19 protein-coding genes and 1 other RNA gene are annotated in these 22,219 nt (G+C 42.3%); 1 reads left to right on the forward strand and 19 read right to left on the reverse strand.

The window, feature by feature from the left end; translation table 11 throughout:
- Nucleotides 1-432: 432 nt before the first annotated feature.
- The 19 genes from ssrA to EBO34_RS12250 all read right to left on the reverse strand — a co-directional run bounded on the left by ssrA (nucleotide 433) and on the right by EBO34_RS12250 (nucleotide 21,262).
- Nucleotides 433-795, reverse strand: a transfer-messenger RNA (tmRNA) gene (gene ssrA / locus EBO34_RS12160).
- 160 nt (nucleotides 796-955) lie between these two features.
- Nucleotides 956-1,420, reverse strand: a complete 465-nt coding sequence (smpB, locus tag EBO34_RS12165; protein WP_122898922.1) for an SsrA-binding protein SmpB — start codon at nucleotides 1,418-1,420, stop codon at nucleotides 956-958.
- 209 nt (nucleotides 1,421-1,629) lie between these two features.
- Nucleotides 1,630-1,998, reverse strand: coding sequence for a four-helix bundle copper-binding protein (locus EBO34_RS12170; protein WP_419466046.1), 369 nt, complete (start codon nucleotides 1,996-1,998; stop codon nucleotides 1,630-1,632).
- Nucleotides 1,999-2,142: 144 nt separating this feature from the next.
- Nucleotides 2,143-4,464 carry a ribonuclease R gene (rnr, locus tag EBO34_RS12175; RefSeq protein WP_122898924.1) on the reverse strand — a complete coding sequence of 774 codons (2,322 nt, stop codon included), beginning with the start codon at nucleotides 4,462-4,464 and terminating at the stop codon, nucleotides 2,143-2,145.
- A gap of 39 nt (nucleotides 4,465-4,503) precedes the next feature.
- Nucleotides 4,504-5,250 (reverse strand): alpha/beta hydrolase, encoded by a 747-nt coding sequence (locus EBO34_RS12180; protein ID WP_122900053.1) that lies wholly within the window; start codon nucleotides 5,248-5,250, stop codon nucleotides 4,504-4,506.
- Nucleotides 5,251-5,340: 90 nt separating this feature from the next.
- Nucleotides 5,341-6,066, reverse strand: a complete 726-nt coding sequence (locus tag EBO34_RS12185) for an alpha/beta hydrolase (RefSeq protein WP_122900054.1) — start codon at nucleotides 6,064-6,066, stop codon at nucleotides 5,341-5,343.
- A gap of 238 nt (nucleotides 6,067-6,304) precedes the next feature.
- A complete protein-coding gene (locus EBO34_RS12190) occupies nucleotides 6,305-7,165 on the reverse strand; it encodes a glycerophosphodiester phosphodiesterase (protein WP_122898926.1) in 861 nt (286 codons plus the stop codon).
- Nucleotides 7,166-7,618: 453 nt separating this feature from the next.
- Nucleotides 7,619-8,929, reverse strand: coding sequence for a (Fe-S)-binding protein (locus EBO34_RS12195; RefSeq protein ID WP_122898929.1), 1,311 nt, complete (start codon nucleotides 8,927-8,929; stop codon nucleotides 7,619-7,621).
- Nucleotides 8,926-10,335 carry an FAD-binding oxidoreductase gene (locus tag EBO34_RS12200; protein WP_122898930.1) on the reverse strand — a complete coding sequence of 470 codons (1,410 nt, stop codon included), beginning with the start codon at nucleotides 10,333-10,335 and terminating at the stop codon, nucleotides 8,926-8,928. The genes EBO34_RS12195 and EBO34_RS12200 overlap by 4 nt, the downstream gene beginning before the upstream one ends.
- 22 nt (nucleotides 10,336-10,357) lie before the next feature.
- Nucleotides 10,358-11,785 carry an NAD-dependent succinate-semialdehyde dehydrogenase gene (locus EBO34_RS12205; protein WP_122898932.1) on the reverse strand — a complete coding sequence of 476 codons (1,428 nt, stop codon included), beginning with the start codon at nucleotides 11,783-11,785 and terminating at the stop codon, nucleotides 10,358-10,360.
- A 15-nt stretch (nucleotides 11,786-11,800) separates the two neighbouring features.
- A complete protein-coding gene (locus EBO34_RS12210) occupies nucleotides 11,801-13,081 on the reverse strand; it encodes an aspartate aminotransferase family protein (RefSeq protein WP_122898934.1) in 1,281 nt (426 codons plus the stop codon).
- Between the two features lie 12 nt (nucleotides 13,082-13,093).
- The gene (locus tag EBO34_RS12215; protein ID WP_122898937.1) at nucleotides 13,094-14,791 is read right to left on the reverse strand and encodes a M20/M25/M40 family metallo-hydrolase; all 1,698 of its coding nucleotides are present in this window, start codon (nucleotides 14,789-14,791) and stop codon (nucleotides 13,094-13,096) included.
- 16 nt (nucleotides 14,792-14,807) lie between these two features.
- Entirely contained in the window at nucleotides 14,808-15,758 is a 951-nt protein-coding gene (locus tag EBO34_RS12220) for a D-2-hydroxyacid dehydrogenase (RefSeq protein WP_122898939.1), read from the reverse strand.
- 7 nt (nucleotides 15,759-15,765) lie between these two features.
- Nucleotides 15,766-17,052 (reverse strand): TRAP transporter large permease, encoded by a 1,287-nt coding sequence (locus EBO34_RS12225; protein ID WP_122898941.1) that lies wholly within the window; start codon nucleotides 17,050-17,052, stop codon nucleotides 15,766-15,768.
- Nucleotides 17,052-17,555, reverse strand: coding sequence for a TRAP transporter small permease (locus EBO34_RS12230; RefSeq protein ID WP_122900056.1), 504 nt, complete (start codon nucleotides 17,553-17,555; stop codon nucleotides 17,052-17,054). Before EBO34_RS12230 ends, EBO34_RS12225 begins: the two co-directional genes overlap by 1 nt.
- Before the next feature lie 72 nt (nucleotides 17,556-17,627).
- Nucleotides 17,628-18,638 (reverse strand): TRAP transporter substrate-binding protein, encoded by a 1,011-nt coding sequence (locus EBO34_RS12235; protein WP_122898943.1) that lies wholly within the window; start codon nucleotides 18,636-18,638, stop codon nucleotides 17,628-17,630.
- Nucleotides 18,635-19,303, reverse strand: a complete 669-nt coding sequence (locus tag EBO34_RS12240; RefSeq protein ID WP_283234594.1) for a GntR family transcriptional regulator — start codon at nucleotides 19,301-19,303, stop codon at nucleotides 18,635-18,637. Before EBO34_RS12240 ends, EBO34_RS12235 begins: the two co-directional genes overlap by 4 nt.
- A gap of 541 nt (nucleotides 19,304-19,844) precedes the next feature.
- Nucleotides 19,845-20,075 carry a preprotein translocase subunit SecG gene (gene secG / locus EBO34_RS12245; RefSeq protein WP_122898947.1) on the reverse strand — a complete coding sequence of 77 codons (231 nt, stop codon included), beginning with the start codon at nucleotides 20,073-20,075 and terminating at the stop codon, nucleotides 19,845-19,847.
- A gap of 131 nt (nucleotides 20,076-20,206) precedes the next feature.
- Nucleotides 20,207-21,262 (reverse strand): Gfo/Idh/MocA family protein, encoded by a 1,056-nt coding sequence (locus EBO34_RS12250; protein WP_122898949.1) that lies wholly within the window; start codon nucleotides 21,260-21,262, stop codon nucleotides 20,207-20,209.
- A 326-nt stretch (nucleotides 21,263-21,588) separates the two neighbouring features.
- Between EBO34_RS12250 and EBO34_RS12255 the strand changes: the two genes are divergently transcribed.
- Nucleotides 21,589-21,915 (forward strand): DUF4190 domain-containing protein, encoded by a 327-nt coding sequence (locus EBO34_RS12255; protein ID WP_122898952.1) that lies wholly within the window; start codon nucleotides 21,589-21,591, stop codon nucleotides 21,913-21,915.
- Nucleotides 21,916-22,219: the final 304 nt, after the last annotated feature.

Consider the following 22,219-nt stretch of genomic DNA (forward strand, 5'->3'; position numbering starts at 1 on the left):
ATCGCTCCTGAAATATACTTCGTTACTTTCGTGCATTGTTCGGATTATCAACTAAACACTTTCTTTATGTCCCGGCCTCTTTTCGCAGTTGGCTTTTTTCTTTTTGACAGAATAATTACGATATTTGACTGAATTATCGTCATTTTCGATAGAATAAATGCCATTATCGACAGAATTCAGAGGATTTTCGAAAGAATTACGTCCTGATCCTGGGCTTTTTCTCTTTTTGACAGGAATAATTTGGACTTCAACAGAATTATCGCCTTTTTCAATAGAATCAATGCCATTTCCGGTAGAATTCAGAGGATTTCCGCAAGAATCGCATCACTAACAGGATCCATCGTAATAAAGTAATCATCCCGTCTTCTGATTTCAGAGAGGTTTTGGAACCACAAAAAAGCGCACCGGTCCGATGCGCTTTACTGATATGTATGGTGGAGACGGTGGGAATCGAACCCACGTCCAGAGATAACGACACCTAAGCGTCTACGAGTGTAGTCAGTTTATTGGGATTTCGCCATCACTTCAGCCAGCTGACAGGCTTCCATGTGGCTATCCTGGTTGATCTCTTCCTGTTATCCTCAGGCGGTGGACTTCAGGCGTATCCCACTATAAGTGAGTCCCTGGTCCTTCACATGGGCGATGAAGGGAGGAACCGCAAAGCAACTGTTACGCTGCTAGTGCGAAGTTGTTTTCTTCTTTGCCAACTATAGGCGATGAGCGTTTTATACGAGGACACTCAGCTCGACTCGCAACTTAAGCTCGACCTACCCCTGTCGAATCCAGAACGTCCCCATGATAAATGGGAAAGCTGGAGAACATGAATAGATGCTATTCTGTTTTCAAAAGTCGTCTCACGGAGAAACCACCATCTCTCCTGACGACACTTCTAATTATAGCATATAGAGATTGACAGTCAAATGGTAAACCCATCCCCCGTTGGAAAAGACGTGTACTACCGGCCGGTCTGATGATCTTTAAAGGCACGTTCGATATCACGCTTCGCTGCCTTCTTCTTAAGGTCTTCCCGCTTGTCGTATTTCTTTTTCCCTTTTCCGAGGCCGATTAAAACCTTTGCAAAGCCGTTTTTCAAATAAACCTTCAGAGGAACAAGAGTGTAGCCTTTCTCCCTAGAAAGTCCGATAAGCTGATTTATCTGCTTTCGGTGAAGAAGCAGCTTTCTCGTTCTCACAGGATCGTGGTTGTAACGGTTTCCCTGCTCGTACGGGCTGATATGCACGTTATGAATCCATGCTTCCCCGTTACTCACCCGCGCGAAAGAATCCTTCAGGTTGATTCTGCCTCCGCGGATCGACTTTATTTCCGTTCCGGTCAGGACAATGCCTGCTTCGTATGTTTCTTCTATATGATAATCGTGACGTGCTTTTTTATTCTGAGCTACGAGTTTTCCGTCTGCCATCGTATTGCATCCTTTCAGCTTGCTTCGATTCCTTTATCATACCAAATAGTATGGCTTATTTTCAATAACAATGAAGAGGGCGGCTCTCATGTGAGTCCCCCTCTTTCTTGTCAGCTAAAAACCAGGTGCCTTCTTTTTAGTTGCTAATTGTTTGGGTCTGTTAAAGCTGGATGTTGAGTTGCCTTCATTCGTGGATCTAAAAAACTGCCTCATGATCCGTACGCACCGCAGAGCTCACTTACCGTATGGCAGGCTTCTGCACACATCTGGCAGTGATCGTGTTTATGTTTGCCACACTCATTTGCGCAGTCTGCAGCTACCTCTGCACATAATCGGATAATGTCTTTCATATGGGGAGCGTTGGTCGCTATCGCTTTTAATGTTAATTCACACACATCCGCGCACTCACGGTCCGTGCGGATACACTCTCTCATGTGGGAAACATCTTCTTCAGACAGGCACGCTTCATAACACTGATTACATGCTCTGAAGCAATCTTCAACTGCAGCGTAAATCTCTTCTAAATGGCCGTTCATATGGTTCATCCTTATCCCTCTCTCTACTGTATTTTTCACCATTCTTTTCCCATCTGAAAAAGAAACTAACCGTTTTTTATCCACATGTAGATAAAAAATCCGGATCCCTGGAAAAGGACCCGGATATTCAGCGAAGTCACTGAAAAAGTTCGATCTTTACCTTTTTCCAGTGCTTTCACATTCAGACTAGCGTTTTTTCTTCTTTTTCTTCCCTTTTGGCGCACGCTCGTAGAAAGGCTTATCTTTTTTCCCGCCGTCTTTTTTCTTCTTGCCCCCGCGGTCTCCGAGCTTTAAGCCGCCTTTATCCCCGTCTTTTTTACGAGGAGAGCGTTTGCCCCCTTCGATGACTTTCGGACGGTCCTGCTTCTTCGTTTTCCGCTCTTTCATACCGACGATTTCAAAATCGATAATCCGTTCATCCACGTTTACGTTAATAACCCGGACATCAATGGCATCACCGATACGGAAGACCTTCGCTGTTCTTTCACCGATCATGGCATATTGCTTTTCATCGTAATGATAGTAGTCATCGGTAAGATAACTTACATGAACAAGGCCTTCAATCGTGTTCGGCAGTTCGACGAAAAGGCCGAATCCGGTGACACCGCTGATAATCCCTTCGTACTCTTCACCGATTTTATCTTCCATATACTGCACTTTCTTAAGCTCATCCGTTTCCCTCGACGCATCTTCTGCCTGACGCTCACGTTCAGATGAGTGCTGTGTAAGAGCCGGGAGCTTTTCTTCCCAGTAGGCCTGTGTTTTTTCATCTGTCTTTTTCTCGATCAGATACGTACGGATCAAACGGTGAACAATTAAGTCAGGGTAACGCCGGATCGGAGACGTAAAGTGCGTGTAGAAGTCTGCCGAAAGTCCGAAGTGACCGACGTTATCCGGATCATATTTAGCCTGGCGCATGGAACGGAGCATGACCGTACTGATGACGGCTTCCTCCGGTTCCCCTTTCGCTGCATCAAGAATTTCCTGCATGGCCCGGGGATGAACCGTATTGGCACTTCCTTTCACTACATAACCGAAGTTTGTAATGAACTCCAGGAAATGATTGAGCTTTTCTTCATCCGGATCTTCGTGAATCCGGTAAACAAACGGCAGCTTCATCCAGTGGAAATGCTCGGCAATCGTTTCGTTCGCACAGAGCATAAACTCTTCAATGAGCTTCTCCGCTACAGAACGGTCCCGAAGCTCTACATCCGTCGGCTTTCCTTCTTCATCCACAATGACTTTTGCTTCTTTAAAGTCAAAGTCTATCGCACCGCGGTCAAAACGCTTTTTACGTAAAATAGCAGCGAGCTCTTCCATTCGTTTAAAGAACGGTACCAGGTCTTCATAGCGCTTCGTTACTTCTTCATCTTCTTCCTGAAGAATTTTGCGCACATCTGTGTATGTCATCCGCTCCGTTGTTTTAATAACCGCTTCAAAAATCTCATGGTTAACCACTTCACCCTGTGGACTGATCTCCATTTCGCAGCTGAGAGTCAGCCGGTCCACCTGCGGATTCAACGAGCAGATTCCGTTGGATAAGCGGTGTGGAATCATGGGGATAACTCGGTCAACGAGGTAGCAGCTTGTTGCCCGCTCATACGCTTCCTGGTCAATTGGAGAACCTTCTTTTACGTAATGGGAAACATCGGCTATGTATACGCCGAGAAGGTAGTTACCGTTATCGAGCTTCTCTGCACGGACAGCATCATCAAGATCCTTTGCATCCGCGCCGTCAATTGTCACAATCGTTTCGTTACGTAAATCCCGGCGATGCTTGATCTCATCCGGACTGATTTCATCAGGCACATTATTTGCGTGATCCAAGGCTTCCTGGGGAAATTCCCCGGGCAGTCCGTGCTTGTGGATAATTGACAGGATATCCACACCTGGATCGTTCTTGTGACCAAGAATCTCAACCACATGACCCTCTGCACTCATCCGTCCTTCAGGGTACTTTGTGATCTGTACAACCACTTTATGCCCGTCAACGGCCCCGCCTTCTTTTTTCTTCGGAATAAAAATATCGTTTGGAATCCGCTTGTCATCGGCAACGACGAATCCGTAATACTTATCATCCACATAAGTACCGACGACTTCTTTAACCCCGCGCTCAAGAATACGGATGATCGTCCCTTCAGGCTTGGATCCGCTTGAGTTGGTATGACGCCTTACAAGTACCGTATCCTTGTTCATGGCACTGTTCATTTCAGAGCCTGAAATATAAATATCATCAAAGCCTTCCTCGGTACGAACGAAGGCAAAACCTTTCGGGTGCATAATCACAGTCCCTCGAATGAGGTTCATTTTATCCGGCAGTCCATAGCGGTTGCTTCGTGTACGGACAAGCTTCCCCTCTTCCTCCAGTTCGTTAAGCAGTTTTACAAACGCTTTGAACTGGCTGGAATCGGTGACGCCGAGGGCCTCTTCCAGGTCCTTTACCGATAGCGGCTTGTCCGCTTCTTCTTTCATATAATTGAGTACGTACTCTTTTGTTAACTCTGTCATTTTGACTGCTCCTTTCCCTCGGACCGCATTTGCACCGGTCTATTCATTCCAGTCCAGTTTCTCAAGGAACTGATAGACATCTTCGTGCAGCTGGTCCTTTTCTTTGTCCAGTGTAATGATGTGACCGGATTCTTCGTACCACTTCAAGTCTTTTACTTCCGATTCAACTTCATTATATATAATGTTCGCACTGTCCGTATCGATCATATTATCGTGACGGGCCTGTACAACAAAAACCGGAGAATAAATCATGTCCACATTGTCCCGGACTTCCTGATTCAATTCCTGCAGTGCCTTTAATGTATTCATCGGCGTTTTCTCAAATGCCTTCATCTCTTCTTCAATTTGTTCATTCGATTTTTTTTCATAGCGTTTATACTTCCGGGCATACTCAAGTACACCTTGGTACATCGTTTCTTCACTTTTTATGTACATCGGTGCACACATCGGTACAATTCCCTTTACTGGTAGTGTGTACCCAAGCTTAAGGGAAAATACACCACCAAGTGAAAGACCGGCAACGGCAATTTCCTCGTGTCCCATCTCCTTCAAGTGGTTATATCCTTCCTGAACGTCTTTCCACCAGTCCTCAGGGCCAGTATGAACCAGTTCTTCCGGTGGAACGCCGTGCCCTTTATACTGGGGTGCGTGGGAAGTGTAGCCGCGCTTTTGTAAATAACGGCCGAGCATGCGGACGTCAGCGGAATTCCCTGTGAATCCGTGCAGTAAAAGAACAGCACGCTTTCCCCCTTCAAATGTAAATGGCTTAGGCTGTGATACTTTAATCATGTTTCTCTCTCCTTCGTTCTCCTGGTGTTTTTGTTCGTTCAAATTAAAGAAAGCATGTCCGCGTAGCAACGACGGCATGCTCGTTTTTTATCCGAGATCTTCATGCTCCAAAGACGGCGTGTCTTCTTCAGTCAAAAACGCATCAATCGTCTGCAGAAATTCCTCTTTCTCTTTACCAAACCAGATGTAATGCTTTGCATTCTGAATATAGTATACCCTTTTATCGTCAGATTGAATGTGTTCGTAAATATATTCTGCACTTTTTTTCGGCGGAACAATACCGTCGCTCTCACCCTGGATGATCAGTGTGGGAACCGTAATGTCCTTAAGTAAAGGACGTGCAGACTTAACCACTTTCGTAAACTCATAAGCAGCCATAATTGGTGTTTCTTTGATTTTCTTTTTATAAAACTGGTACAGTTCTTCATCGAATAAAGGCTTCTGGAATCCTTCCACCATCCATGCCCGTACATCCTGGACAAGCTGTTTTGGGTTCAGGTAGTAGGCTGCGGAACTGATAAGAACGAGCCGGTCTACGGGGTATTTTGCCGCAAGGAAGCTTGCAAGCATTCCTCCCATGGAAAAACCGATCACATACACTTTTTCACACCGTTCCAGCAACTCCTCAATTGAAACCATTGCCGCATAAAGCCAGTGTTTATAAGTGACTTCCCTCATCCCTTCTTTTGATCCGTGTCCCGGAAGATTGGGTGTATAAACAAGCCAGCCTTCTTTACTCTGAAGGTGGCTGGATATTGCCTCAATTTCCTTTGGTGTTCCACTAAAGCCGTGCAGGCACAGTACTCCAATCATGATGTTCACATCCATTTTCATTGAGTCATTAATATCATACGGGAAAACCCGCCTCATTGTCACGTCGTGGGCTTAAACCAGCTTCTCTCTTAAGCCAATACCCGTTTTTATCATGAACCTAACAAAAAGAAGGTATTCCAAAAGAGGAGATTCATCTTTTGAAATACCTTCTTAAGCATTGTGCGCATACGCTCTTTTTTTCTTCACGGAGAGAACAAGCTATCTGGAAGAAATCATTCTATCGGCCTGTTTGTCTTTCTTTTAATACATTCCACAGTACATCAGGATAATCTGTAAATAAACCAGTTACTCCCCAATCCAAAAGCTCGTGCATAACTTCCGGGTTATTAACAGTGTAAGGATGAATGTCCAGGTCATATTGCAAAACCCTTGCTACATCTTCTTCTGAGATGCGTGTATGGTTTGGCCCGACCCCGATGGCATAAGTTGAGATTTCTTCAAGCTGTTCATCTGTAATGTTATCTGAGTCAGCTGCTCTGATCAGCTGTACCAAAGGCCACGAGGGATCGAGTTCATGAATGATTTGAAGGCTCTCCTGACTGAAAGACTGCAATAAAACACGATCGTGCTTTCCTGTCAGCCCGTATTTATTTAAAAGACGGAGAAGCTCTTCCTCCATTCCAGGATAAACTTCAGGGGATTTTGTTTCAATATAGTACTTTGTACTTTTTCCAAACTCAATAAAGATTTCTTCTAACGTTGGTACAGTCAGCCCGACAAAATCTTCACTTGCCTTTTCAGGATTTCTTTCATTAAACCATGACCCTGCATCAAGCTGTTTGATTTCATCAATAGTATGGTCTTTCACATGCCCCGATCCATCAGTTGTGCGATCAAGTGTCTCATCGTGCATGGCTATTAATACACCGTCTTTTGTCATCTGCAGATCAATCTCGATGTAGTCACCCTTCATTTTTTCCCCAAGTTCATAAGATAGAATTGTATGTTCCGGAGCATGTCCTGAAGCTCCCCGGTGGGCCACATTAAGGATTTTCTCTGAGAAGGCTGAGGCAGTAGCCTGTCCAACTACCGTACTGACGAAAAGGGTGATTAGAATAATACTTAAAAACTTTTTCATTTTTCCATCTCCTCTGTTGATAGTAGTTTCCCTGAGACTTCATTCACCTCACTCAGTCTGACGTCATGTAAACGATACCTAAAATTATATTAATTTTCTGAATATTTTAAATAGATATGAATGAAAAAGGCTATTTCGCCCTACGAATTATTTTTCCTGAAGAGATATCTATGTCATGGGAACTGAACAAAAAGACACACAAGAGGCTGGGACATAAAGAAAGTGTTTAGCTGAGAATCCGGACCATGCACGAACGTAAACGCAGCGGATGAAATATACGCAGACTCCGGCGGGATGAAAAGGAAAGGTGAGACCCCAGAGTGCGGGCTCACCAGCTTCCCACGGAAAGCGAAGTATATTTCAGGAGCGATGTATTTGCACCGTACATTATTTGTTCGGATTCTCTTTGACTAAAACACTTCTGTCCCAGCTTCTCTACATATATACATATCCTTAAATGCTATTTTGAGCCGGTAATCTTTCAAATAAAAAATCTACAAGGTGAACAGCTCTAACCTTCTCTTCCAACCCTTCACGTTGAATACCCATCTTCATTTGCAATAGACAACCCGGGTTAGTTGTTATAATTGTTGCAGCATGTGTAGGTTTCACCTTTGCCATTTTAACATCGAGTATTTCCATTGCTTCTTTGTAATTAACAATATTATAAATTCCTGCAGAACCACAACATTTTTGTTCATCATCCATTTCTTTAAAAGTAACTCCCGGAGCTGATTTAGCTAAGAGCTTAGGAGCTTCTGTAACTTTTTGCACATGAGTCAGATGACATGAGGGTTGATAGGTAACCACTTCCTGTTTCTCAACAAGGGATGGTAACCCTCCTAATTCAAAAAGGACAGAACTAATGTCTTTAGATTTTCTTACAAAGGAAATCGCACGTTCTCGCCATTGCTCATCATTCTTGAGTAAATGGTCATATTCAACAAGTTGTGCTCCACAACCACCTGCATTATTGACTACGTAATCAACATCATACTTCTCAAACTGCTCGATATTACGTTTTGCAAGTACTTTTGCTGAATCCCCTTCTCCTGAGTGCGCATGCAAAGCTCCACAACACGTTTGTTCGTCAGGTATATAAACGTCTGCTCCTGCATGATTTAACAAGGAAATGGTATTTTGGTTTGTAGAGTAGAATGTGCTGTCCATGATACATCCTTTAAAGAAAGCGACAGAAGCTTTAGCTTTTCCTACAGCAGGATAAAACCCCTTTCTGGAAGAACGTACTTTGGGCGAGACTTGATTTGGCAGTACCTGTTCAAATTTGGCAAGATTCAATGGAGCAAAGTTTGAGAGACCTGTTTTTCTTGCGAACTTCTGCAAACCTGTTTTTTGATATGCCCAAGTGAAATGTCCGATCGTATCCATCCATTTCGAAGAAGGGAATACTCTGTTAAAAATAAAGTCCTGAACCTTCTTTTTTGGAAAAGGCAGGGTACTCTCCTCATTCAAAACCTCTTTAGCACCTTCAAGTATTTTTCCATATTGCGTATTCGTTGGACATGCTGTGACACAAGCTTGACAACCAAGACACTTTTCAATTGGATCCCGCAAATCACTAAGATCCAATTTCCCTTCGGCAGCCATCTTCACTAAATTAATACGTCCCCGGGGGCTGTGTGTTTCTTTCCCCATGGTTTCATAGGTCGGACAAGCAGGCAGACAATATCCGCATTGAACACAATCAAAGGTGTAGCTGTATCCGATTTTTTCTTGAAGTTCTTTTAATGATTGCGTACTCATTCTGTCAACACCAGCTTTGTTTGTCCGTCTTGAGGAAAGATTTTACCGGGGTTCATCACATCGTTTGGATCCCAAGCTTCTTTTACTCTTCTCATCATCTCGAGTCCAATCTTCCCAAGTTCTTTCTCCATAAAGGGAGCTTTCATTGTTCCTATACCATGCTCCCCCGACAGTGTCCCGCCAACTTCGATTGCCGATTCGAAAATTTCGGATACAGCCATTTCCACTCTTTTCATTTCCTCCTGATCACGCTTATCAGTCAATATATTTGGATGGAGGTTCCCGTCCCCTGCATGACCAAATACAACAAGCTCCACGTTATATTTTTCTCGAATTTCACTCAGCCTCTCAAACATCTCCGGTATTTTGCTTCTCGGAACAGTAGCATCCTCGGAAATTTTTGTCGGCTTGATTTTAGCAATAGCAGGAGAAACAAGCTTGCGCGCTTCCCATAATTTTTTCTGATCCTCTTCATCGCTTGCTGTCTGCACTTCTCTGGCTCCAATTTCTCTGCAAATTCGATCAGCTTCAACCATCTCCTCTTCAATCGCTTTAGGATGGCCGTCTAACTCAATGAGTAAGATCGCCGCTGCATCAACTGGATATCCTGCAGGTTTATGTCTTTCTACTGCATTAATGCAATGCTGATCAATAATTTCCATTGCTGATGGCATGATCCCGGAAGATAAGATGCCTGAAATCGCTTTTCCCGAAGCAACGAGGTCGTCAAATACAACTAGTAATGAGACACGACTTTTTGGCTTTGGTATTAAACGTAATGTCACTTCTGTAATGACGCCCAATGTTCCTTCAGAGCCTACAAGCAGTTGTGTCAGATTATATCCGGTAACATTTTTAATGGTTTGTCCACCGGTTCGAATGATCTCTCCCTGGGGGGTAACCACTTCAAGACCGAGTACATAATTGCCTGTAACGCCATACTTTAATCCTCTTGGACCACCTGAGTTTTCAGCCACGTTTCCTCCGATTGTAGAAACGTGAGCACTGCTTGGATCGGGGGGATAAAAGAACCCTTCTTTCTCAGCTGCCTCTTTTATTTTCGACGTTATCACACCGGGAGAAACAGTAGCTGTGAGGTTTTCAGAATCAATGGTAAGCTTGTCTTTCATTTTGCAGGTATCCAGCACAATTCCACCCCGAACCGGGAGAGGACCTCCGCTTAAACATGTAGCCTGCCCTCTAGGGTAAACAGGCACACCAAAAGTATTGGCCAGTTTCATGATGTCTGCGACTTCTTCACGGTTAATGGGCTGAACGACCCTTTCAGGTTGATACTGCCCGAAAGAACCGTCAAAACCATAACTCAGCAAGTCGGCCGGATTCGATAGAAGTCGCTTTTTATCCTTAATGATTTTTTCCAGTTCGATTTGCCATTGCTTATTCAACCTGTCCACCATCTTTCCAAATTCAGCTTAAATTTAATGATACAAATTTATCTTCCAAGTATTCGTTAATCCCGTGGTGACCACCTTCACGACCAATCCCGCTTTCCTTCACTCCACCAAAAGGTGCTTGAGCTGTGGTTGGGATAGGATCATTAATACCTACAATTCCATATTCCAGTTCTTCCATCATGTAGTAGGCTTGAGATAAGTCTTTTGTAAAGCAATAAGCAGCAAGTCCATACTCTTGATGATTCGCACGCTCAATCACTTCTTCTCGTGTTTTGAATGTATAAATTGGTGCTACTGGGCCGAACGTCTCTTCAATAGAAATGATCATCTCATCGGTTGCTCCTTGAATAACGGTCGGCTCGAAGAAGCAGCCCTCGTTACCTTTTACCTCAGCTCGTTTTCCTCCACACAATATTTGTGCTCCTTTATTCTCTGCATCTGAAATATGTTCAACAACTTTACTTAATGCCCCTTGGTCAATAAGCGGCCCTATAGCAACCCCTTCTTCTAAACCGTTACCAATTTTAAGTGCGGAGACTTTTTCAGCAAATTTTCGTCCGAATTCTTCTGCAACACCTTCTTGCACATAGATTCTATTTGTACAGATGCAAGTCTGGCCTGCATTTCTGAACTTACTTGCTACAGCGCCTTCAACAGCTTTATCAAGATCAGCGTCATCAAAAACAATGAATGGTGCATGACCCCCAAGCTCCATCGATATTTTCTTTACAGTATCAGCAGAGTCACGAATTAACTTCTTTCCTACTTCTGTGGACCCTGTAAATGTTATTTTTCGCACAGCCGTGTTTCGTGTCATCTCACCAACAACCTTAGAAGCAGATCCTGAAACCAGGTTAGCTACTCCTTTTGGCAATCCAACTTCATGAAAGGCTTCAAACACTTTTAATGCAGATAGTGGAGTAGCAGAAGCTGGTTTGATAACAACCGGACAACCGGCTGCAAGAGCAGGAGCAAGCTTCCTTGTAATCATGGCTACTGGAAAATTCCAAGGGGTTACAGCTGCTGTAACTCCAACGGGTTCTTTTAGGACCATTAACCGTTTATCTTTATGGGAGGAAGGGATTGTTTCTCCATAAACTCTCTTCGCTTCTTCCCCATACCACTCTAAATAATCAATCGCTAACCCAATTTCTCCTTTTGCTTCGTTAACAGGCTTACCCATTTCTTTAGTGACCGTTTCTGCCAAGTCATCGATTGTACTGCGAAGGTACTCAGCTGCACTTTTAAGGAAAGCTGCTCGCTCTTTTGCTGGTGTTGATTTCCATGGCTTAAATGCTTTTTCAGCGGCCTCAATTGCTAACTTGGAATCTTGTTCATTCCCCTTCGCTACCTTTGTAATAACCTCATTTGTAGCAGGGTTAATGACTTCTAATTCCTCTCCTGAAACAGATTGGACCCATTCTCCATTTATATATAGCATGATTCTTCTTCCCTTCTACTCGTTTTCGGTCAGCCCTTCTTCAACAATTGACAGCACAAGGTCAATTTCTTGTTTTGTTACGGTTGTAGGTGGAATAAATCGAATAACATTCTTATCCGTCCCGCATCCCAATAGAATGACACCTTTCTTCTCGGCAAAAGCTCTTAAGTGAGCGAGTTTTTCCGGATCAGGAGTCCCATCATCCTTTACGAGTTCCATTGCGAGCATTAAGCCTAAACCTCTTACATCACCAATAACCTTATACTTGTCTTTTAATTCTAGTAATTTACCTTTGAAGTATTTTCCTAAGGTTGTAGAATTGGATAATCCTTCCTCTTCAAGGATTTTAATAGAAGCCAAAGCCGCTGCACAGGCAACTGGATTACCTCCATAAGTTCCTCCATGAGTGCCTGCAGGCCACTGTTCCATTATCTCTTTAGGAGCGATAAGAGCACTCAAAGGAAAGCCCGATGCAATTCCTTTAGCAAGGGTTATGATATCCGGTTTTACATTGAAATGCTCGTAGGCAAACATTTTTCCTGTTCGTCCGAATCCGGTCTGAATTTCATCAAAAACAAGAAGAATACCATGGTCATCACAAATTCGGCGAATCCTTTCCAAGAACGATTGAGGAGGCACAATATAACCACCTTCACCTTGAATTGGTTCAAGAATAATCGCTGCAACACTATCCGGTGTTACTTGAAATTTAAAGATCTCCTCAAGTTGTTGAATACATCTCTCTACTTCCTCTTCCTCTGTTAGATTTGACCGAAAGACGTAAGGAAAATCTGCATAATACACACTAGGCATTAAACCTTCATAATCTTTTCGGTAAGCCGCACTTGAGGCTGTAATTGATGTGGCTGCTAATGTTCTTCCATGAAAACCTCGTTTAAAGGAGATAACAGCCGGTCTTTTGGTAACCTTCTTGGCCAGTTTAATGGCCCCTTCGTTTACTTCCGCACCACTGTTACTAAAGTAAACCATGTGATCTCCACCATTTAGTTCATTGAGTTTCTCTGCAAGTTCAATATAGGACGGATAATAAACGACATTGTGTCCTGCATGAATCATCTCGTCCATTTGCCTCTTAGCCGCTTCGACAACCTTCGGGTGGTTATGTCCAACGTTCATTACTGCAACGCCGCTTGCAAAATCCAGATACTTTTGTCCATCTTCTCCGTACAGGTAACTCCCTTCCGCTTTAACAACACCTATTTTAGTTGCCCTTTGAGCAGTAGGGGGTGTCACTTTTGAAGCTCTTTCAAAAAGAGATGATTTCGTCTGTAGCATAATGTTCTCCTCCTATTGGTTTAATAGTTTTTCGGTAAACGTGCGGATTAGTTTCGGTAAGATGTTGAAGGAGTAAGGCATAAACACTCTTTCTGTTCGTTTATGGGCATCTTGCCCGTATACTCCCATATTGATTGAAGGAATATTCAGCCTCCGTATGTTGTGAACAGGTACCGGGTAAAGGGCTTCCCATTCGGGAAAGTTTTCAATGAGACGGTCCAATTCTTGATCCGTATCATGAAGTGATAAATAACTGCTGTCTGATAAGAAAGGAAAGAATTTTTTCAGTTTAAATGTCTCGTTGGTTTCTTCCTCAAATTGCGATAATACTTCCTTTATAACCTCAATCGTTTGTGCCTCTTTATCTACATGATCACGTAAATAATTATGTGGACAATAAGGAGGTGCGAAGAAAATGATTACCCTTGGCTTTTGATCAGGATCCGCTTCCTGGAGGTGGCGAATGATTTCAAAGCATAACTCTCGCTTTTCAAGAAGCTGATTTTTTTTGACTACTTTCTTAGTTATACTGTCAATGTCGATACCTTTCTTCGCTAATGAAGAGGTATAATCTTCATAAGTAAGCACGTCAATGCTCCAGTCCAATGTTGTAGCCGGATTTGTTTCTGTAACACGTGAAAACGTATTAAATTGTTTTTTCATATGTTCTTCCACGCTTACACAAGCTTCCTTTGTCTTGACTAAAAGCTTTTCCATTACTTGATCCGGACTGTCTTTGTAAACAAAGTAATTAAAATACAAATAACTTGTCAGAGCTGTTTGTACATTATAAAAATCTTTATTGTCTCTCTGGTAAAGACAGGTTGGTGGAAGCATTAACTCCCCTTGAAAATCCTCTGCCAACTCCATATTGTTGTTCAAATTTCGATTAATCTCGGCAGAAATTAAAGTAGGGTCCACACTCGTAAGTGTCTCTCCTACATGAGCTTCCCTTCCGCTTATATAAAAACAAGGGAGGAGTTTTCCAACGGCACCGGTGTAAATGTATTTACTTTGATCCCCTTCATACAAACTTGTAACAAAATCGTTATTAATACCTGCTGCAAAGTCCAGATTTTCATCCTCTTTTAATCTTAAAAGAACATTCACTGACTCAATAGCACCTGTATGCTCGTTTTCTTCTACCGGATTGAACATAACCAAGATATTTCCGTTTAAGACCTTTACTCGCTCGCAAAAATACATAAGGTTAACAAGATGGACAGCAATTCCGCTTTTCATATCCAGTGCACCGCGGCCAAACATCCATTCATTGCTTAGTGCTTCTTCTTGTATTTGAAGGTTTTCAACTTGTTCAGCAAACTGAGCTTTCAGTAGATCAGGTTGAAAAGCAATTTCTTTATTCTCCCCAAAGTCATCTACCCCTACGGTATCAATATGACTGTGGTATAAAACTGTCTTTTTGCTAGATCCTTCTCCTTCCAGGAGCGCATAAACATTTTTTCTTCCTAATAAATCATCTTTAAGAGGGTGGTCCCAAACGGAGCTTTTTCTTTCTTTAAAATATGGAATTTCCCTTAAAAACCCCAAAAGGAATTCTGCAATTTCAACTTCTCCTTTAGTCCCATTAATACTTTTAATACCTACAAGTGTTTTTGTTATTTCTTCTACTTGCTCAGGTAAAGGTAACCTTTTAACTTTTTCATATAACTCTATAGGACTTACAATTGATCTTTTTATTGTAGGCATGATAACGGTCACCTCCTTAATAGTACCGGTGTAAATCAACCAGATTTATCATTTCTTCAATGTTTCCATTTTCATAGTGTTTGTAATTTTGCTCAAATATCTCCTTGCATCTTGTCAGGTAATGAATAGACTTTGCAGACATATGGGGTGTAATCAACACGTTATCAAGATCCCAAAAATAATGACTTTTCGGTAAGGGCTCTTGAACAAACACATCCAAAGCCGCCCCTTTAATCTCCCCTTGTTCTATCGAATGGGCTAAGTCTGCTTCATTAACAAGACCCCCGCGTCCCGCATTGATAAAGACGGCATTTTTTTTCATTCTTTCAAACTCTGACTTTGTAAACATATTTTTCGTATTTGGCGTTAACGGTAGAACACTGACCACGTAATCATAAAAACCAATATTCTTTAACCCCTCTTCAAGGGTAAATGCTCGATTAAATTGAGAATGTTCAGCTCCTGTAGTATTTACACCATCTACATCGCAGTCAAAGAACGAACACACTTTTGCCATTTCAGCTCCGATGGTTCCGGTTCCGAAGATTAAGACTTTTCGGTTTACTAGTTCTCCTACAAAAACACTCCGATCCCAAACTTTGTCTTTCTTAAGTTTAGAATAACGGTTAAAGTCTTTTTCAAAGTACAACATTGTACTGATCAAGTATTCGGCCATCGGACGAGTATGAATGCCTTTAGCGTTAGAAACAACCGGTTTAATTTCTTGAAGCTGCATAAACGGAAGGTCTTCAAGTCCTGCACTAAGCAATTGAATCCACTTCAATCGTTCAAAGTCATAGATGTTTTTTTCATTCAAATCGTTTCCAAAAGTGACGAGTACCTCCGTCTCTTTTCGTACCGACAAAGGCACTTCCTCAATACAAGAAAAGATCTTTACATCAATTCCTGTTTCCTTCATTGACTCAATATCCAAAGTAGAAAATTCATCGGAAGTACTGACAATCATCTAACCATTACCTCCCCTCAAAATATTGTGGTAGGAAAGTCGATAGCTCAGGAACGAAAGTAATAACCAACAGTGAGATAATCAGCATCAGGAGTATCGGTAGCACCGCACGTGATATCGCTTCAATTCGCGTCCCACTTATATTGGAGGCAACAAACAAGTTAACCCCTACCGGTGGAGTGATGAATCCTATCGCTAGGTTCGTTATCAGGATCACCCCAAAATGAATAGGGTCTACACCTACTTGAACAACGACCGGCAGTAAAATAGGCGTTAAAATAACCAGTGCTGAGATTGTATCGATAAATGCCCCTACTATTAACAAAAAGATATTAATCAAAAGTAAAATTACAATTGGATGTTCAGACAAACTAGTCAAGTAATCTGCAATTGTCATAGGAACTCTCTCTGCAGTCATCAAGTAAGAAAAGGAAATGGAAAGACCGATGATAATCATAGTCGCTCCATTAATGATTGAAGCTTCAACAAACGCTTGATAAATATTGCGGAAATTAAGTTCTTTATATACAAAGGTCCCTATTACCAGAGCATATACTACAGCCACAACGGCTGCTTCCGTTGGAGAAAAAATACTACCGTAAATCCCCCCTAAAATAATCACCGGAATAAGGAGGGCCCATTTTGCATCCCAAAAAGCGGTCATCATATCTTTAAAAGAATAGGTTGTTGTAGCTGCTCGGTAATTGTGCTTTTTGGAAATAAGAAAGGAGATCAGTAATAATGAAAGACCAACTAGTAACCCTGGGATAATCCCTGCTAGAAACATAGACCCGACAGAAACACTGCCTACTACTCCATAAAGAACAAACGGTATACTAGGAGGGATGATCACACCTATAGATCCTGCTGAAGCTGTAATTGCGGAAGCAAACCCGGCTCCATAATTTCTTCGTTTCATCTCAGGGATCATAAACGACCCTATTGCAGCTACGGTTGCAGGACCTGATCCGGATATGGCAGAAAAGAACATACAAGCTACTACCGTTACCATGGCTAATCCACCAGTGACCCAACCAACGATAGCAGTGGCTAAATGTAAAAGCCTTTTTGACACACCACCTTTTCCCATTAATACTCCTGCCAGCATAAAGAAAGGTATAGCCATTAATGGAAAAGAATCCAGTGAAGTAAATGCCCGTTGAGCAATAATCGTCAGATTCATATCCGTCGTGATCAAGATTGTGAAAATGGCAGACAACCCTAGTGCAATAGCGATTGGGACACTTAATAAAATAAAAAGAAATAAAGTTCCGAAAAGAATAAGTATCGTCATTACAGATCACCTCTGGTAGGTTCTGGCGGTTCTGGCGGAGCTTTAAAAACCCAAACCATTTGCTGAATCAATCTAATGGACATCAGCACCCCACCTACCGGTACAGCTGCATATCCAATCCACATCGGGATTCTCATAGCAGGGGATGTTTGACCACTTAAGTACATGTTATAGACTACTTGTGTCCCAACATAGGCTAAAACGACGGCTAAGAAGAACCACAATAAAAGAGATAGTAATTCTACGCCCTTTTGCATTGAACGAGGCAACAGGTCCTTAAACATTTCCACCTTGATATGTCTTCTCATCCGTACAGCAAAACTAGCGCTTATCCAGATTTGCCATATATGTATATACCTCGCCGTTTCTTCCGTCCAACTTAATGAGTTTCCCAACAACGACCTGGAGATAATTTGATAAAAGATGAGCAGGACCATTACCGCAAGAGAGATAACAATAATCACTTCTTCCAGTCTTTCATCCAACAACTTTTTTACAGACAATGTGATCACCTCATTTATTGAGGTGGAGCAAAGAATGCACCACCTCATCAGTTGCTTTCCTCTTACTGGTTTCTATTCGTTTGCTTGTCTTGCCAATTCTATGAGATCCGCACCAATTTCTTCTTCAAAATCGTCGTACACTGACTGTGTAGCTTCCACAAAGGCCTCTTTTTGCTCCGGAGATAGTTCATTCACTTGCATGTTGTGGTCATTCTGGAGCAATTCCAACCATTCTTCATCTTGAGCGTCAGCAATTTTTCTCTGCTCATCGCGATAGTTCTCAGACTCTTCCACAACAATTTCTTTGAGCTCTTCTGGTAGATCATTAAAGAAGTCGTTGTTCATTAGCAAAATAGTAGCAGCGTAAAAGTGGTCACTTAATGTCAGATACTCCTGTACTTCATGGAATTTACTGGTGTAAACAAGTGAAATTGGGCTCTCCATTGCATCATAAGTTCCTTGTTGCAGAGCCGTATACAGTTCACCAAAAGCAAATGGAGAAGCATCTGCACCTAAAGATCGGAAACTAGCTGTATGAACAGGATTTTCCATTGTTCTAAGTCTCATTCCTTGTAAATCTTCAGGGGTTTCTACTGGTTTATCATTGTTAGTAATATGACGAAATCCGTTTTCTCCGAAAGCAAGTCCTTTAAATCCATTCTGTTCAAGATCCTCTATTAATCCCTGTCCAAGTTCACCGTCTAAAGCACTGTATGCTGCTTCTTTGGTTTCAAATAAGAATGGGAGGTCAAACACCATGAAACTACTATTAAATCCTGACAATGGAGCAACAGCAGGAATCGTCATTTCAAGGTTCCCCATCTGAACGGCTTCAATAGCTTCTCGATCAGAGCCGTACAAAGAACCGTTTGGATAAGCTTCAACTTTCAATTGTCCACCGGACCTCTCTTCAACTCTTTCTTTAAAACTTTCCAGTGCTACATGGGTCGATTGTTCCTCATTAACCAAGTGAGCTACTCTAATTTCGTATACGTCCTCTTGAGCACCTGAACTTTCTTCTCCACATGCCACCATCATTGCTACCAACCCTGCTGTTAATAACCCTAAGCTTGCTTTCTTCATTTTGTATCCTCCTTTGTTTTTGAATGACCAAATATTCGTCTTGTCACATTTTTTATGTGGTTTTGCATTGTCACACCCGCTTGTTCTGACTCTTGTTTTTGTAACATCTCGATAATTACATAATGCTCATCAACGGCTTCAATACCGCTATCAGACAACGTATTGGATAAAACTAAAAATCGTTGAACTTGTAAGTTAAGGTAGTTAATAAATTCAACCAGCTTTTTGTTGTTTGAAAGCTCAGCGATTTTACTGTGAAATTGATAATCAAGTTCTATAAACTGATGGTAATCTTTCAACTCCAAAGACTTATCTTGTTGTTCTGTAATTTCAATAAGCTCTCTAATGTCACGTTCTGTTGTATAGTTAGCTGCCAGTTCGGCAGACAGGGATTCTAATCGTTCACGTAACAACTGATAATCCAGAGCATCTTCCGGTGAGACAGAGCTTACTCTTGCCTTAGAACCCTTCCTCAACTCAACAAGTCCTTCAAAAGCCAATTGTTTGAGCGCTTCCCTTATAGGGGTTCGACTAATGCCAAGATTATTAGCTATTTTTTCTTCAGCTAAGTATGCTAAAGGCTCAACTTCATTGTTGATGATTGATCTTTTTATTTCTCTGTAAGCCTGTTCTGTAAGTGACTGTGGTCTTTTTAATTTATCGATTGCCGTTCTCTCCTCTCAACTTCCCATATCGGTATACTGTATACAGTCCGAAAGTAAAAAAAATTCAGATAACATGGCCTGGTTTATTTTGTATACTGTGTACTGTATACAATTTTAAGTATGGTATTATTGTAAGCGCTTCATTAATAATTGTCAAACTATTTTAAAGTTTATATTTATTTAATTGATTTCATTATATACATTGATTTTCTAACAAAACTACCTGTTTGTCAGATAACCTTGCATGTTTTTTATAGGAGGATTATATTAACTCTTAACATTTCGGGAGTATAGGAATAAATATATGAGGAGAATGAAGAGAACACCCTCTTTTCGCAAAGATGATGTTGCTTGTTTAAACCGGGGATGTGAACCATGTACCTGAGACTCCTGGGGGTACAGAATTCAGAAGTGTTCACAGAAAGCCAATTGTCTTCAACTTATTGTATTTATAAAGTAAAGTGGATCAACAAATACATCCTGATCAGCGCCAAAATAAAAAACAGCAAGGAACCAGGTTCCCTGCTGTTGGCATTACTTTTTACATATAAAATGCTACCGTAATGGTTAACAAGAAGAACAATACAGCAAGTACGACGGTTGTTTTGCTTAAGAAAGCTTCCAAACCACGTGCTTTTTGTTTTCCCATTAACTGCTCGGCACCACCGGAGATTGCTCCAGATAGTCCTGCACTACGGCCTGATTGCAGTAATACAACTGTAATAAGCATAATGGAGACAATAACTAGAAGTATTGACGTCACAGCTAACAATCCCTACACCTCCATCCGACACTTAAACAATACTCTGAGATGAGCTTGCTTAAAACCTATTTTGAGTTTACCAAAAAAGGATGAGGTGTGCAATAGGACATTCACCCTCTGAGATAGACATTTTCTGAATTTTACAACAAACTTACAGACTGACATTTGGCTGCTGACTCATAGAGCCCTTCAACAATCCTCTGAACCGTTGTTCCCTGAGCCGGTGTAGAAAGAGGTTTGGCTTCCCCACGGCAGCAATCAATAAAGTGCGTTATCTGCCGCTCGTAACTGGAGCGGGGATCTGTTTTTTCCAGATAGGCAGGCGTTGTGTTTAAAAGTGAACCGTGTTTTTCTTCAAAGAGCTGGAGTGGTGCTGTCTCGGCTCCTCCCTGGTCCCCGAGAAGCTTAACATTTAACGTTTCTTCCTCTTTTTGATTAGCAGCAAAAGAGGACTCAATCAGCATGCTCATCCCATTCTGAAAACGAACCATTCCTGTAGCGAGGTCTTCCACTTCATATTTGGCTGGATCCCACTGGCCGAGAAGCCCAACTCCCGGTTTATGACCAATACGTTTATGCGTCGATCCCATTACTTCGATCGGTTCAGGAAAGTCCGTCAGGTAAAGAGCCAAATCAAGCATGTGAACACCTACGTCAATAAGGGGGCCTCCCCCTTGGAGCTCTTTGTTAGTAAAGACGCCCCACCCAGGAATTCCCCTGCGACGCATGGCTTGAACATTCGTATGATAAATGCTGCCCAGGTCACCTGCTTCGATTGCCCGTTTAAGCACCTGTGTTTCAAGATTGTAACGGTGGTGAAAAGCATACATCAAAACCTTGCCTGCTTCCTCTGCGGCAAATTCCATTTCTTCCGCTTCCGCAAGAGACATAGCCGGCGGCTTTTCGCAAAGGACATGGCAGCCTGCCTTGAGGGATTGAATGACCGCGTCCTTGTGGAACTTATTCGGTGTACAGATGCTCACGAGGTCGATATCCTCGTTTTCAAGCATTGTCTGAGTATCATCGTAGGCAGCCGGGACATTAAAATCTTTAGCAAAAGCTTCTGCTTTCTCCAGCGTTCTGGATGTCACAGCTGCCAGCTCTGTGCGTTTGTCATTTATGTAATACGGCGCATGGGCACTTCTGGCAATGCCTCCCGGTCCGATAATCCCGACTTTTAATGGTCTTTCAATCATGTCTGACTCCTCCTTCTTGTTGAAGGCACTGAAAAAGTTCGATCTTTAACTTTTTCAGTGCCTTTTAAGCAATGAGCGTAACGGTTGCATGTTTTAAAAGCCAGTTATGAGTGGTTTTCTCGTAACTGGCGCGCAACCGGGTGGAGCCATTGCCACTGGAATAAAGGCACTGAAAAAGTTGGTTTGTACTTATTCAGTGGCCTCCTTGTTGCTCTTCGTCTATTGTAGCATTTCTTTCTGGTTCTGTGGTGGACAGTGCAAAAGGACTAATTGATCCTGGTTAGTCATATAAAGTATGAAGAGGATTTTCACGAGGAGGGGCAGTGATGGAGAGGAGAACAGCGTCCATTTACCCGAACAAGCCCGTTCATGATGATGGTTTAAAGCGTGCTTTTGCCTATTCCAGCTTTATTCTGGGGATTGCCTCCCTGATCGGCGGGATCCTGCTTGCGTTTATGTCAATTCCCAGCAGCCTTCTGGCGATTATTCTGGCTATACCGGGGAGGAAGAGTACGGAACGGCGGTCATTCGCTACTGCCGGAATGATACTGGGGATTATCTCATTGTTATTTATGCTGCTGTATTTTTTAATCTTCTTCAGTACGATCTTTGATCTTGAGGATAAGATCATTGAGCAGGTCCGGGGATGGTGAATAAGGGGGATTGGTGTAAAGGGCGGATGTAAGTGTGCGCAGGGGAGTGTGCTGGTGGTAGAAGGGTGTGGCGGAGGGTTATCTAGGTTCCCCTGTGTTGCTGTTGAGTGCGTTGTTCATGGAGTTTGGGCGTTTTTTCATCAGGTTGAGGTCAACAGGGCTTTTGCCGCATTTAATCGGGCTTTTCAAAAATTTAACCGGTCTTTTCCCGCGACCTGCCTTCCTTCCATTTAAATTAGTCAGGGCTCTCATAAATTAACCGGTCTTTCTCTCACCCTCCCCCTCATTCATCCACCATTAAATT

Origin of the sequence: Alteribacter keqinensis, assembly GCF_003710255.1 — a bacterium.
Lineage (GTDB): Bacteria > Bacillota > Bacilli > Bacillales > Salisediminibacteriaceae > Alteribacter > Alteribacter keqinensis.